Raw genomic sequence first — 14,809 nt, 5'->3', positions numbered from 1 at the left:
TTGTAATAGTTTTTGAATTAGTCGACGAAAAAGAACTCATTACTGGTGAGCAGTACTTTGCATAAGCCAGTCCATGCTGTCTCATTCACCGCTGCAGACTCTTTTGGCCGTTCCTTCAGTAGTTGTCTACGATAAGCGTAAAGAGTCTCTAAAAACTCAGACTGTTCTGTGGGTGTTGGGTTTCTGGAAAAAGCGATTTGGCAGGCTGCTTTGATCTGTTTTTCTTCCGTTGTTTCTGTCTGTAAAATTCGTTTGGCAAATGCTTCCGCCAGTTCGGGAACAAACGGAGAGTTCATCAGGTAGAGTGCCTGTGCGGGAATGTTTGCATTCTTACGTGTTCCGGTCGTTTCATTTGTGTCAGGACCATTAAACAGGCCGAGGAACGGATGTTTGTATAATCGCTGCGTCATCAGATAGACACTGCGTTTTTTTGACGGGAAAACCTCATGAAAGGGGCCATTCAGACTGTACCCTTTTTTATGCCAGGGGTTAAAAGGATGCGGGCCTCCTGGTTGACGGTCCAGTTCGCCTGACACAAACAGCATGGCATCTCGAATCGACTCGGCATCGAGGCGCTTACGGGTGAACTTCCAAAGAAACACATTTTCCGGATCTCGTTTGCTGTTTTCGAGGATGTCTTTGCTATCTAATCGATAAGCGCGGCTTAACAGTATCTGACGATGGAGTGCCTTCAAGGACCACCCCTGTTCAATGAGTTGATTGGCCAGATAATCCAGCAATTGAGGATGAGAGGGAGCTGCGCCCAGGACTCCGAGATTATCGACCGTTTTCACAAGTCCCTGTCCGAAGTGGTGATACCAGAGGCGGTTGACAATCACGCGAGCCGTTAAGGGGTGGGTTGGATCGGTAATCCAGTTTGCCAGTTCTTCTCGACCTGATTGTTTCTGATCTAAATCGGGTTTTGTTTTGGAAATCACATTAATGAATTGGCGCGGTACCACTTCTCCCGGGTTGCTGGGGTTGCCGCGACGGTGCAGCTTCGCGTGGTGAGGTTTTCCATCAATGACCGCATACAGCATCTCTGCCGGTGGTTGTTTAACCAGCCTGGCCTTTTCCTGTTTGAGCCAGGGTAAACCATGCTCCATCAGTTCCCGAAATTTTCCTCTGTGAGAAGTGAGAAGCTTTTGACGCTGTGCTTCTAACTTTTCAATGGATTTTCCCTCTTTTTTCGCAGATTTGATTTTTTTGACGACTTCCGCATACTCTTTGAGAGTCGGCTTCAACCAAGGGCGGAAATGGTTTCGAATTTGATGTTGATAGTGACTCAGGAGATCCCAGTAGGCATTGATTTTTTGTTGTGACTCCGGGTTGTTTTCCGCTGAGACCAGTTGTGTTGGTGAAGGGGAATTCGAAGCGCCCATCGTCGGGTAGAGTGTGCTTTCAAAAATGCCATATAAACCGTAATAGTCCGTAGCCAGCATCGGATCGAATTTATGATCATGGCAGCGGGCACACTTTAATGTGACTCCCATGATGCCACGACCGATGGTGTCGATCGTATCATCGATGGTCAGATGCTGGTCTTCAAAACGAGTATTGCCGAACCGGCGGGAGAGGGCAATAAAACCGGTGGCAATTTTGAGTTGGCGTGCGCGCTGGGGATCATCTTCACGTTTTGCCAGGATGTCTCCAGCAAGTTGCGCCTGAAGGAACTTGTCATAAGGAAGATCCGCATTAAACGCATCGATGACCCAGTTTCGATATAAATAGGCGCCGGGTATGGGAAAGTCGCCGACATCTCCTTGAGTGTCCGCGTATCTTGCGACGTCCAGCCAATGACGGCCCCAACGCTCCCCATAAGCGGGGGAGGCTAACAGGCGGTCGATAACTTTGGAAAACGTATGAAGATCGGTATCGGGATCATCGAGGAACTCCTGCACTTCTTCTGGAGTCGGGGGTAGGCCTGTCAAATCGAAGGAGGCTCGTCTGATTAAGACACGCCGCGATGCCATTGGTGCGGGTGTGAATTTTTCTTTCTGCAGACGAGTGTAGATAAATCGATCAATGGGTGATTGGGACCACTGGGGATCGTTGACTTCAGGCGGTGCAATCGCTTGACGTGGAAGAAAGCACCAGTGTGACGTTGTTAGAGACTGAGTTTTCTTTGCTTGAGATTTAGTGAGCGGTTTTGTTTTCTCTTCAGGCCAGGGGGCACCCCATTCGATCCAACGTTTGAAATGTTGGATGGTTGTTTTGCTTAATTTTTCATCCACATCGGGGGGCATTTTCAATTCTTTATGTGTGCGTTGAATGGATTGATACAGGAGGCTTTGTTCCGGCTTTCCAGGAATGATCGCCGGGCCAAAATCGCCGCCTTTGATTAAGGCAGACCGGGAACTGACTGCCAATGCGCTCTCCGCGTCTTCGTCGCCTGTATGGCAATCGGCACATTTCTCAATCAATACAGGACGAATATGGAGTTCAAAGAATTCGATTTGTTTAGCGGATGGTTTTGTTGCTTCGGCAGAGAAGAGGGGATTTTCCAGGCAGAATAAAACTATGAAAACCATTAGTGAAATGAGTTGTTGAATTCGATCGCGCTCAATCATGTTCTAACCATTTACATTGTGGAACTAAAAAATGTCGCTGGTTAACCGCGTGAAATTCCTGCCTTTTCAAAAGCCGGAGCCAGGTTCTGATAACAGGTTTTTGCGGCGACAATCGGATCGTAGCCCTTTTGTTTGAAAACCATACTACTGACTTCACAACAGATATCACCCTGATAGCCTGCTTGCACGGCCAGTTTGAGTAGTTTGGAATAATCGATCTCACCACTTTCGCCAGGAAGAACAAAGTGTACTTTATTGTCTTTCTTGATCGTGTCTTTGACCTGAATCAGGCTGGTAAACGGCATCATCGTTCGCATGGAACCTTCGAGTGAAATATTCCGATGCGTAAAGTGACTATAATCATAGTTTAAGCGAATCCAGGGACTGTCGATTTGTTGAACCAGCCAGACGCCTTGCTCGGGTCGATCAACAACACCGCCCCGATGAGGTTTGACGGCGATGATTGTTTTCGTGCTTTCGGCAATCCTGGCCCATGCTCCCAGATTGTCTCGCATTTCATTTTTTAACGCGTCCCATTTACCGCTACCGGCCGTCGTTTCAATTAGTGGAGAGTGTACCGGTTTTAAAGTGTGACCTAATTCTGCCGCCCGCTTGAGACGGTCCAGAACTTTTTGCTGACTTGTTTTTGAACCGGGCAGGCTACAGTGCTCCATGAGCGATGTTAGTTTTAATCCCGTATCATTCATTTTTTTCGAGACCTCCTGGCGTCGTTTGGCATTGAGTTTCAAGGGCGTGGCATCCCATTGATCCATCAGGCATAGCTCGACAGAGTCATAGCCAATCTTAGCGACGTCCTGGATCGCCTGTTCGGTTTTTAAATGGGGCATTCCATAAAGACTGAAGCCCAGTGTGAGTTTAGGCCTGGCTGATTTCCCTGCTTCCAGCCAGTTGATTCCTGTGACACCGGCGGTGGCTGCACTGGTCGAATAAAGAAACTCACGTCTTGTGATTCGATTCATTTTTGCTGTTCCTATGCGGGGAGCATTCGGTTTATTTAACTGTTTAAATGACATACAGATTCACCCGGAGTCAGATGTGATTCCAGAGTTAAGTCGACGTTTGCAATCGAATTACCCATCGCCAGGCGGGTTTCCATCTGCCGCACTGCCAGTCGACCGATATCATGGGCGTGAATATCAAACGTCGTTAATTGTGGATACAAGCCTGTAATAAAGGCATGATCGTTGTTTCCCGAAATCACACTGATCTCTTCGCCGATTTTGATACCGCGCCTTGCGAGTGAACCATAAACGACAGCTGCAACACTGTCAGAACCCGCAAAGATCGCGGTAGGACGTTTTTTAGCCTTTAGAAGTTGATCAACAAGGTGCTGAACGGCCTCTGTAGACAGCGGTGGTTTTATGGGAAGTGACCATCCTTCTGAGGGAGCATCAACAAAGCGTTGCACGTGTAAGCCACGGCGCATTGCCTGTGAAACGAAGCCGGTCTCACGGTTCATCATAATTAAGTGGTTGGGTTTGGGACTCAAGAAGGCAACATTACGATGTCCATAATCGGCAAGATAATCAGCGGCCTTCGCGCCAACTTGAACATCATTAGCGCCAACAAAATCACCTGAGCAACCTTCGGGACGTCCTAAGAGCCAGACAGAGGGAATTTGTGATAAACGATTCAATAACGCGTTATTTGATTCGATCAGCATTTTTCCCTGAAGCGCACCCATCAGAAACAGACCGTCAATCTGGTCAAAATCTAAATGGGAGGGGACGGCATGCATGTCCGGAATGTGAGCGATTTGAAAACGGACTCCCAGTTCTGAGAACGCATCTTCGACACCGCTAAACGCAGAGCTGACAACCGGGAGTGAGATCAGCGACCGATCCAGGCCTAAAGAGAGGGCGAGCAAGCGCTTGCCTTGGAGAATACTGGGTGGATTCTGGCTGAGATCTGCTTTAGGACGTCGGCGTCTGAGCGGACGGTAATCTAATGACTCTGCCACTTGTCGGATGCGCTGTTTTGCTGCTTCGCTTATCGAAGGGTCATCACGCAATGCGCGGCTGACTGTACTCACTGCACAGTCAGCTGCTTTGGCGACTGTTTTTACAGTCACGAGTTCAACAGTTCCACTCACAATCGGACCTCGTAGTTGGTTTCAGAAATCGATATAGAAGTTGAATGCAAATTAATGAATATAAATTGAAAATAAGTAGGATTCGAAGGTGGTTATTTCTCATATTACTCTTGTTGATAAACAATTAATTCATGAATGTAAAGAGATATTCATATAAAGATATTGATATCACTAAATTGAGTGGATAGGAAATAGGAGATCCACTTACGAAAATAAAATTTATTTGCGTAAGTGGATTGGGGTTAGAAAATGGGGATGATGATTTTTCCGCTAATCATTGGGAGCTTGCTGCGGAATCACAGTTGAGATTATTTCGTGAGGAAGTCTTCTTCTTTCAGAGTCAGGCGGACGGGGCCTTGCATGGTGGTAATCCAGAGTTGTCCGGGTTTGACTTCTGTTACATAAGGATAAGAGACCCGGTTTTCGCGCTTCTGACCTTTGGGAGTGAGATCGCGTGCGATGATGATGGGTTTGCTCCAGGAATTGCATTCATCGTCTGAAAACGCAATCGATAATTCTTCGCGTCGTCCTTTTTTGCGTTCCGGATCACGGAAACGATTCCACAGCATGACGATGCGGCCACTTTCGAGTCGTTGCAAAATAGCCGGGGAACTGCTGGCTGGAATTTGCGAAGGGCGAATGGTACGCCAGGAGGCACCTTCATCTGTAGAAAATGCTTCCCAGAAGCGACCAAATCTTGTGCGAATCAACGCATAGATTCTGCCGTCTTTCAATTCAACGATTGTGCCCTCCATCGCACCATCGTGATCCCCTGAGCCGCCCAGGTCGATCATATTACTGTGGTTCCAGGTTGCTCCTTCATCGTCCGAGTAGTATGTGACCATCACATGCCGACCCGGATTAGCGATGGCTTTGGAAACGGCAACAATGATGCGTCCCGATTTGGTTTGAATCATGCTGCGAATAGCGCCACACCAGCTATGATCTTGAATGATCTGGGGAGGCAGCCACGTTTGTCCTTCATCGGTACTGCGAACAATATAAGCAGGAAGGTAGCAGTCGGATTGAGGGCCTCCTTTTTTATCATTCCAGTTGAATTTTCGTTCTGTTAAATTCATGAACGCTAGGATAATTGTGCCCTTACTTGTTCTGATGATGGCTCTTTCGTTGCTTGTATGAAATTTTGCAGGATTTGTATACAAGGGTTTGCCAGCCCATGATTTTCCTTCATCTTGACTTATCAAGACTTGTTTGGCATCTGGAGCCAACAGGCTTCCATCGGAAAGTTTGAGAAACGGTCCCAGATGGCGGTAAGGTAATTTTTGCGTTTGAGGATGATTCCATTCTGCCAGTGAAACGTGTAACGAGTATAAAGTGATTGATATCACGCAGGTTGAACGTAAAAGCTGCTTCATTATTTTCTCTGCCTTGTTTCAAACGATTTTAATAAAAAGTATGGTCTTAAAGTTGTCAGTTTTTGATATTTATTCTTTCAGTTCAAAGTCGACGATGAATGGTTCACTTCCTGCTTCTACAGTCGCTTCCAGTTCCGAATTGGTGTGATACTTCTCTGGAATGGAGATTGCAGGTTTGGTTGCGGCGTCAATTTCTCCCAATGATTTTCCGTCTGTATCATCGGGGAGAATGGGAATGCCTTTGATCTCTACACGATGTTTTCCTAAGGGGACGCCACCTTTATTCGAGATTTCGTACATCCCGTTTTTGACTTTACCTGCTGCAACGGGGCCCGTTGGTTGTGGTAGAAAGCGAATCGCAGCCCCTTCCAGCGGTTCGCCGTTCAAAGTAACGATGCCTTTAACAATGCGTCGATCAGGCGCATCTCTGACACCTCCGCAGCCAGAGAAGAGAGCCAACAACGCTCCATAGAGAATCATTCGTATGACAGGCATAACTGCCTCCTTTAAGAACGTTGACTAATTCCGGTTAGTCAGCGCGAAACGATGCTTGAGCGTACATGTCCAACATGACGATGTGAACGGAATTAAAATTCGCCGACCACTTCTTTACCAGCACGGGTGGTGATGGCAGAGAGTGTTCCCTGGTCGATGTTTTCGGAAATAAAGCGGACAGATCCATCGCCGAGGACAAAGTGGGCACCACCGACGTGATAACTGGAAAAACCCTGAGGGCGAAATGCAAATGCACCTCCACCGGGGACTGTGTCGATGCTGTTGATGCCATTACTGGTATCGAAAACGTCATAACCAGTGTATGAATTTCCGTTCAACCCGCTTTGAGCGAGGGAACCGGTAATTTCACCCACGATCAGGGTATTACTTGCGCCATCAATTATGTCGCGCATTTTGACGCGGGAGATGCCATAGAGAATACCATTTCCGACAGAGGTCGGTCGCACCCCCGAACCGCTGTTGCATCTCCAGCTGATGGAATCGGCGACGCCCGCCATATCAGTTCTAGCCATCCCATCGGGCAGAGCACCTGCAAAGGCTCCTGCTTTATTAACGATCACATCTGGTTGAGGATTACTGGGGCAGAGGAATGGTAGCACTGGAGACAAGCAGGTGCTCGAATTGAAGTTGGGTGGTACAAAAGGTGTGGGTCCGGAAAAATTGAGATTGTTGTAAATGTTTGCTTGATCCAGATAAGGCAGAATGCGTACTCCCCAGGAAAACATATGACTTCCCGAGTATCCACTGCAACCGCCACTGATTCCGGCACCGATGGGAAACGCGGTAAAAGTATCGTGATAGTTATGTAAAGCCAATCCGACTTGCTTAAAGTTGTTTTTGCAGGAGGAGCGTCGTGCTGCCTCACGTGCCTGTTGCACTGCAGGCAGTAAGATTGCGATTAAAATTGCGATTATGGCAATGACAACCAGTAGTTCAATTAGCGTAAATCCATGATGTTTCTTTTCGACTTTGAATTGTAACATTGTTTCATCTCCATCAAAACGGGGAAAGAACGCAATACGATAAATATAATCTTTGTATCTAGACGCATATGATCTCTGAATAATAAATGTTGTCAGTCATCAGACTGTTTTCTATGACAAACGATGTTTCACCATTAATGATTAATGGTATTTACCAGATTAGGGTTCACCATTTTGACGTGCTCTGCCGTATTTGACTTTAAGTCTCAATCAGAACGCTCGCATTCAGTCAAGTGTCTGATGGTCTGCACGAGTGTTAAATCTATTTTGATATAATAAAGAGGGGCTTTTTAGTATCATTCACTCGGAGCTTTTAACTGAGTTTGTAAATGTTCCGTTAAGTGTTTTGTTGCTTTATCTGTATCCCGATCAGCAATGGCATTGGCAATCTTTTCATGCTCCCGGAGTCCTTTTAGTGTGGGAATGCGGCCGTAAAATTCACCTGCGTGAAAGTAATCCAGCAATACTCCGTGGAACTGTTTCACAAAACTGCCATGTGAAGCGGCAAGAATAGTCTGGTGAAACAGGCAGTCCATTTCTTTATAGGCTTTACTCGTTCCTGCTTCGTCTTTCTTAAGGTTTTTCATCACTCGCTTCATCTCGGCAACGATAGTCTGTAAGCGAATGATTTCTTCAGATGTGATCCGTTCTACTGCCAGTGCGATAGAACCAATTTCGATCACGGCACGCAGTTGCTGTAGTTCACATAATCCTTGGGGGCTGGCGACCTGTGGTACCAGAGCCTTCCGCAAGACAGAGGAAAAGTTATCTGCTTCTGCTACACAAAGCCCCAGACCTTGTCGTCCCGTCACAACTCCCAAGCCTCTCAGTGATCCGATGGCCTCACGTACCACGGTCCGCGAGACACCAAATTGATCGGCTAGATCGGCCTCTGTTCCCAGGCGTGCACCAGGGGCAAGCCGGTCCGTACGGATTCTTTCACACAGGCGATCAGCCAGTTCCGCACTGAGTGTTTTTGTTGCATTAACTTGTCGGGCATCCTGCGAAATCTTCATTTTAACGACGACTTTCTTATACGCGTTATCGTGAATCTCTGAGAGACAGGCAATGAAATGCGATTTTCTGAAATCACGTTCAAAAACATGAGATTGGGATTATTGCTTCAAATGAATTTTTATACTATAAAATACTAGATTGTATGATAATTGAAATTATTATCATATAACTGATAAAATGTACGTCAAGGCTATTCATACTGTTTTGATCAAGATTACTGATGTTTTGAATCTAACTCTGATGTAAATTGCTTTGGTCTAATTTGATGTCGTTGGCATCAATGAATCGCTGATTTCTTACCAGGGAATGGTATATGGATTCAAAACATTTTACTTTGGGCGAAGGGCAAACACCTCTCTTACGTTCGCGCCGCATTGGTCCTGATGTGGGGCTGCAGCATTTGTATTTTAAATTGGAAACTGTCAATCCCACAGGGTCTTATAAAGATCGGTTTGCCGCTGCTGCGATTTCTGACATGCAGTTAAATGGGAAGCAACGCATTCTAACCTCTTCCAGCGGAAATGCCGGTTCTGCGCTGGCCGCTTATAGTGCTGCTGCGGGAATGAAATGTCAGGTTGCAGTGTTTATTGGCGCACCGGAAAACAAACTGAAACAGATGCTGGCCTACGGTGCAGAAATCTGGAAGATTCGCGATTTTGGAGCCGATCCAGAAATTACCAGGGACACTTTTGAGTATCTGAAGCAGATCGGATCGGCCTCCGATGCGCAACTTCAGATCAGCAGTTATCAATTTAGTCCCGTCAGCATGCTGGGGGTTGAGACAATCGGTCAGGAACTTGTAAGTCAATCAGAGCAATTACAACGTCCTATTGAGCATGTCTTTAGTTGTGCGGGGGGCGGGGGGCTGATTCTGGCTGTTTTTCGGGGCTTTGAAGCGGTACTGAAACAGAAAAAAATAACCGACCTGCCTGCCATGCACTGTGTTCAACCGACGGGTAATAATACGATTGCTGGTCCCTTACGGGAGGGATTTGATCACGCTCAACCCTGCCAGAGCACGACAGAAATTGGTGGACTACAGGTTGCCAGTGTGCTGGATGGAAACGAAGTCATTGCGGCTTGCAGGCGAACTGGTGGCTCTGGTTATCTTGTCGAAGATGAATTCGTGTATGAGGTACAGTCGCAACTGGCACGTCAGGAAGGCATTTTTTGTGAGCCAGCGGCTGCGGTTTCATTGGCAGGAGTCTTGCAGGCCGTCGCGGAAGGAAAGATAGAGCGTGAGCAAACCGTGGTTTGCCTCATTACGGGGACGGGATTCAAGGATCAGGCTTCAATAGATCGGATGCTGGCTTCAAACACCTGCCCGGTCGTTACGCTATCAGAGTTCATCAAACAAACTTCTTAATCACTCGGCATTCAACACAAAGAAAGTCACTTAATATGATACAATCTGTCAAAATGATTACCGCACTAGGGACACCGCTGACAGCAGAAGAAGATTTGCATGTAACAGGAATGGAAGCACAGATTCATGATCAATTGGCTCATGGGATCAATGGTTTTTTAGTGGGTGGTACGATGGGGTTGATGCAGCTTTTGTCAGATGAGACCTATCGACAGCTTGTAGAACAGAGTGTTCAATTTACTAAAGGCCGTGCAGAGTTACTTGTGGGTGTGGGAGATACCAGCTTTGTGCGGACACGAGATCGCATTCGAATGGTGGAGGATCTGTCTATTGATGGGGTGGTTGTGATCTCTCCCTTTTTTGTCCAATTCGGTCAGGAAGACTTGGTCGATTATTATTTGTCGTTAGCAGACCTGAGTTCCAAGCCATTATTTTTGTATGATCTACCTCAGACGACGGGAACAAAACTGGAAGTGGAAACCGTATTGAAGCTGGCTGAGCATCCTAATATTCGAGGAATTAAATGCTCAGATCATTTTGTGACGATTCGTCCGGTGATCGATTCACTCAGTGAGCAGTTTCGTGTGATAGTGGCGCAACCTCATTTAATGGATGTTCTGTTACGGTCTGGCGTCAGCGAACATCTGGACGGCGTGTATATTCTGGTGCCAGAATGGATTAAGAAAATGGTAGCGGCAACTGAGGCAGAAGATTGGGTAACGCTATCAACGGTACAGCGGGATCTGTCCGGATTGCTCTCATTTTTGCAATCATTTTCAGCTCCTCTCTTTTCAACTGTTACAGCTTTAATGAATATGCGCGGTATTCCGGGTAACTTTGCACCTCGACCGATGCGTGCTTTAACTGCACATGAGCAAGTGTTGCTGACAGAGGAGCCTCATGTTCAGAAAATCTTCGCTGGAAAATCAATCTCTCCCGTAGAAGCTTGATGAAATCTGATTCGAGTTAGTCTCTTAATCTTGCTTGGGATCTACTTCTTTGACCAGCCTGTGAACGGAAGCGGAAATCAGCGCTTCTGTATTGGGTCCCCAACGATAAGCGGGTCTCCCATACTCATAAAGGTTTGAGCCACCTTCGTAGCCCCCTTCCAGCCAAACACGTTTTGAAGGAATATAAGAGATCATATCATCTGCATAACCGCAGACCCAGGTGTTCGGTCCAAACTCTCTTTTAAAACGGAGTGCATAATCCACAACGGTTTCAGCGCCCATACCGATCATCAGGGTGTCTTTACCGAGTCGCCATACATGGATCGGGTAAGGGTAGGAACCTGGGAACGTTTCACCTTGATCCAGCTTTTTCAGAAGACGAGCCGCCCAGCGCTTTTTGATGGCATTATTGCTTTTGGTATCCGCTTCCAGGTCCTTGCGCGTGACCACTTTCAGATACGGGAGTTCGACATATTCAAACGCCATCTTTAAATCAGGAGAAATGGGTCTGAGCGATTTTTTCAAAGTTTCTTCTACTGCAACGGCTAGCATGTGTCCATATTTTTCGCAGAGTTCTACCGTTCGACGAGGAAGGGGGTTCTGATCCCCTCCACATGTATTGACGAACATGGCAGTGACACCCGGGTGGTTTTTCTCGATTTCTATTTGTGCATAGCCGGGGTAATCACCACATATTTTTTTGAAACTGAGCGTTGTGGGATGACAGGCGTATCCAAACAGTACGGCGTCCAATTTTCCATCAGGTCGCATAACGGTCATGACGGGGACAGAGTGATCTACGGGTCCGACAAGTTTCTTACCTGCTTTTAAGAGAGCGGGAATATCGGCTTCGCGATTGTTACGGCGATTGACTGCAAACGTGGTGTGGCCTGTTCCCATCTTCAAACTGGCGGGGGCAAGGTTGGTGAGTGCCTGTCCGATCATTTCGACCGTCTTGTTTACCATGGCATCCGTGTATTCATCAACCAGTTTGTCCTGCATTGGAGTGGTCGGGTAGTAGTCGTAAAGATCATCACCTAAACGCGGCCCACAATGATTGTGTGAGAATGTAAACATGATTTGTTTACGCTGAAGTCCAAACTGGTTCTTGATTTGTGCAAAGACGCGATCGCTCATCATTTTAGGAACGCCTTGAAAATCACTGGTGATTAACACGGCGCGATGTCCCTGGCTATCTTCTAGTGCCAGCGCTTTCATCCAGATATCATGCAGTTTTCCTTCGGGGGCTCTTGCCGACCCATAGCCGGCGAGCCAAACTCCTTTTTCAGGAGTAATGATTGCTTTGGCGATACCCACTTTCCAGTTTTCTGCAGCAGAGAGTTCATGACTGGTAAGGCCACAAAAGTTGATTGACAGCAGACAGATTTGGAAAACAAACAAACGACTCAGGCCGCGCATTTTTTTTGAAGGAGACTCCAGTTTCTGGCTCTGGTTCATGGAACAATTCCTTGTCATTTGGATCAGACTTTTTTGACCTGGTTGCTAAAAGAGTCTTTTCATTCTCGAGAGCTTCCCCTTGATTTTGCAGTGTAAACGGACATGGTCTGTTCACGAAAACGAAGAGGAAATTACTTTTCTTAACTTTCTAATGTAAATACGAGTATACCAAATAGCAAGCTCGTTTGAGTCAGCAAAAGTCGGAAATTGACAACTCACAAAGTAACAGTATTCATCACCCAGTTGAAACGTGTCATTTCCCATTTCGGATTGGAGAGAGATCGCGAAGGATACTCTTATTAAGCGACTTGCGGGTGCTGATTTTGATCGGTTTTTAATGTCAGACTCATCCGCGCAGCGATCTCTGGAATGAAGGTTTTACGATCAATAGGTTTCGGCAAAAAACCATCGAAGCCTGCTGACAGACATTTGTCGAGCTTGGCATCCCTCACTTCAGAAGTTAATGCAACAATTTGACCTTTATAACCAGCATTACGAAGAACCTGGGTGGCCTCGTAGCCATCCATAATTGGCATCTGCATATCCATTAAGATCAGGTCGAATGGATTCTTGGTTTGCAGTTCTATCAACGCGAGTTCCATTCCTTCTTTACCGTTGTGGGCAATCGTGACCTCTGCTCCCGCTTTTGTCAAAATAAATCGGATCAGATGTTGATTATCCGGTCGATCTTCCACTAACAGAATTCGCCCATTAATTTTGCTGTTGGCGGAATATTCCATGGGCGTTGATTTGCGTACTTTATCGCAATCAAGAGACGTTACCATTTCCACGCCTGACAGATCTCCCGTCGCAATGTGGAACGTGAATTTGCTCCCTTTACGATACGTACTTTCAACATTCACATCGCCGTCCAGCGTTTTGGCAATGCGTTGAGCCATCGTTAATCCCAGACCGATTCCACTTTGTTTTCGTGTCAGAGATGAATCGACTTGACCAAACGGCTGAAAGATGTGCTGTAATTGATTCATTGGAATGCCAATTCCGGTATCGGTTACATAGAAGTAGAGTCGCTGCTGCTGTGGGTCATGTTCAACAGTGATCCGGATCGTGCCATGCTTTGTAAATTTGATTGCATTTTCGGTTAGATTAACCAGCGCTTGTTTGAGCCGCGTGGGATCAGTATGAATGAACTGAGGAATCTTACCTTGAAGTTCAATCAAGAGTTTGTTGTTTTGTGCCGATGCTCGATGATTTAAGAACTCCTTTATTTCAAGGAGCATTCTTGCGGGATTTGTCTTTCGTTTTTCAATTTCAAATTTCCCCGCTTCAACTCGAGAAAGGTCAAGAATATCGTTGACCAAATCCAGTAAATAGCGGCCGTTACGTTGGATTGTCTGGACCGCTTTTGAATGTTGTGAGGCGGTGAGATCTTTATTTTCCAGTAGCTCACTAAAACCCAGTATTGCTGTCATGGGAGTCCGGATTTCATGACTCATGTTAGCAAGAAACTCACTCCGAGACTGAATGGTACCGTTCGTTGATTCTTGCTCAGAATCTGCCTTATCGCCGATTGGGGGATTGTCTGATTTCTGAGGCTTGCTTTTGTTGTCATCAAACTGGCGGCTTAGTTGATGCACTTCCTCTTTCATTCTGGTGAGTGTCGACTGAAGATGATTCAGTGCCAGTGTACAATTTGAAAGTACCGTCTCATGACATGTTTTGGGTTGTGCTTTTGTCTGGCATTCCTGCTCGCTTAGCAACTGCATATCAGCGAGAAGATGCATATCCGATAGGGCTTGATTGAGATTCGAAACGGTTGAATGCTCAATCTCTGTGATAAGATTTTCTAACGGCAAAAGTGAGACTTGAGGCTTGGTCATGCTTTGTGGTACTCCTTCAGCTGTAGCGCGTACGATAGATACCAACCGCTCTCTCAAATCGTCTCATTAAATGAGTAGTGCCTCGATTATGGTAAGAATTGGTTTGGAAGAAATTAGATTCAATATAAAAGTAGAGTAGAGGGACTTAATTACATTGGGTCTTTTTTCTTGTTTTTGTTCTCCTGTTATCAGCAAGATGAATTGGTTATCAAAAAATCGGTTATTACCTGGTTAGATCATCGTAGAAACTAGATGCAGTAATGATTTTAGGATTATCAACAGAGCTAATTTTGCCTGATTATGATCGGAACTATTTTGAATTGTGAATGTCGTAATGTAATGAAATGGTTTGAGCGAGGGGAAGATTTTAAACACAGTTACACTTTCAGGGAAAGAGCTGAAACCCTCCTTATACTATGTTCAAGTTAGTTTTGTACGTAAAGAAATTTTACGTCGAATGTTCAATGTACTTACAGGGAGGGAAGTGTCTGAAGTGTCTCTCAGGGTATAACACTTCATTTTAAGCAGAAGTTGCACGAGTGTGTTTTTTGATTCACAGAATGATAGAAGCATTTTTCATCTTATATATGCGATCAATTCGGTTCTCTCTTTTTATTAA

11 protein-coding genes are annotated in these 14,809 nt (G+C 46.0%); 2 read left to right on the top strand and 9 right to left on the bottom strand.

All coding sequences use genetic code 11. The features are described 5' to 3' along the window. Window positions 1-17 precede the first annotated feature (17 nt). The 7 genes from V202x_RS16200 to V202x_RS16170 form a co-directional block, all read right to left on the bottom strand. On the bottom strand, window positions 18-2,570 hold the full coding sequence (locus V202x_RS16200) for a PSD1 and planctomycete cytochrome C domain-containing protein (protein WP_145177070.1): 2,553 nt from the start codon (window positions 2,568-2,570) through the stop codon (window positions 18-20). A gap of 41 nt (window positions 2,571-2,611) precedes the next feature. Continuing rightward, the gene (locus V202x_RS16195) at window positions 2,612-3,604 is read right to left on the bottom strand and encodes a sugar phosphate isomerase/epimerase family protein (protein WP_232098528.1); all 993 of its coding nucleotides are present in this window, start codon (window positions 3,602-3,604) and stop codon (window positions 2,612-2,614) included. Then, window positions 3,586-4,683: a LacI family DNA-binding transcriptional regulator gene (locus V202x_RS16190; RefSeq protein ID WP_145177067.1), complete on the bottom strand. Its 1,098-nt coding sequence runs from the start codon at window positions 4,681-4,683 to the stop codon at window positions 3,586-3,588. The genes V202x_RS16195 and V202x_RS16190 overlap by 19 nt, the downstream gene beginning before the upstream one ends. A gap of 308 nt (window positions 4,684-4,991) precedes the next feature. Beyond that, window positions 4,992-6,059, bottom strand: coding sequence for a sialidase family protein (locus V202x_RS16185; RefSeq protein WP_145177064.1), 1,068 nt, complete (start codon window positions 6,057-6,059; stop codon window positions 4,992-4,994). Window positions 6,060-6,128: 69 nt separating this feature from the next. Beyond that, complete coding sequence (locus V202x_RS16180; protein WP_145177060.1) at window positions 6,129-6,554, bottom strand: hypothetical protein; 426 nt, start codon at window positions 6,552-6,554, stop codon at window positions 6,129-6,131. Between the two features lie 92 nt (window positions 6,555-6,646). Beyond that, entirely contained in the window at window positions 6,647-7,558 is a 912-nt protein-coding gene (locus tag V202x_RS16175; RefSeq protein WP_145177057.1) for a DUF1559 domain-containing protein, read from the bottom strand. A gap of 296 nt (window positions 7,559-7,854) precedes the next feature. Further along, the gene (locus V202x_RS16170) at window positions 7,855-8,574 is read right to left on the bottom strand and encodes a FadR/GntR family transcriptional regulator (protein ID WP_145177054.1); all 720 of its coding nucleotides are present in this window, start codon (window positions 8,572-8,574) and stop codon (window positions 7,855-7,857) included. 314 nt (window positions 8,575-8,888) lie between these two features. Here V202x_RS16170 and V202x_RS16165 point away from each other — a divergent pair, with 314 nt between their 5' ends. Then, the gene (locus V202x_RS16165; RefSeq protein ID WP_145177050.1) at window positions 8,889-9,941 is read left to right on the top strand and encodes a pyridoxal-phosphate dependent enzyme; all 1,053 of its coding nucleotides are present in this window, start codon (window positions 8,889-8,891) and stop codon (window positions 9,939-9,941) included. Between the two features lie 35 nt (window positions 9,942-9,976). Continuing rightward, entirely contained in the window at window positions 9,977-10,891 is a 915-nt protein-coding gene (locus V202x_RS16160; protein ID WP_145177047.1) for a dihydrodipicolinate synthase family protein, read from the top strand. Window positions 10,892-10,915: 24 nt separating this feature from the next. Here V202x_RS16160 and V202x_RS16155 read toward each other — a convergent pair whose 3' ends face one another. Together V202x_RS16155 and V202x_RS16150 are read right to left on the bottom strand one after the other, a co-directional pair. Beyond that, a complete protein-coding gene (locus V202x_RS16155; RefSeq protein WP_232098527.1) occupies window positions 10,916-12,349 on the bottom strand; it encodes a neutral/alkaline non-lysosomal ceramidase N-terminal domain-containing protein in 1,434 nt (477 codons plus the stop codon). A 299-nt stretch (window positions 12,350-12,648) separates the two neighbouring features. Continuing rightward, entirely contained in the window at window positions 12,649-14,190 is a 1,542-nt protein-coding gene (locus V202x_RS16150; RefSeq protein WP_145177044.1) for an ATP-binding protein, read from the bottom strand. Window positions 14,191-14,809: the final 619 nt, after the last annotated feature.

The sequence above is a fragment of the Gimesia aquarii genome, from assembly GCF_007748175.1.
Taxonomy (GTDB): domain Bacteria; phylum Planctomycetota; class Planctomycetia; order Planctomycetales; family Planctomycetaceae; genus Gimesia; species Gimesia aquarii_A.
This window is presented reverse-complemented; position numbering and strand designations above follow the sequence as displayed.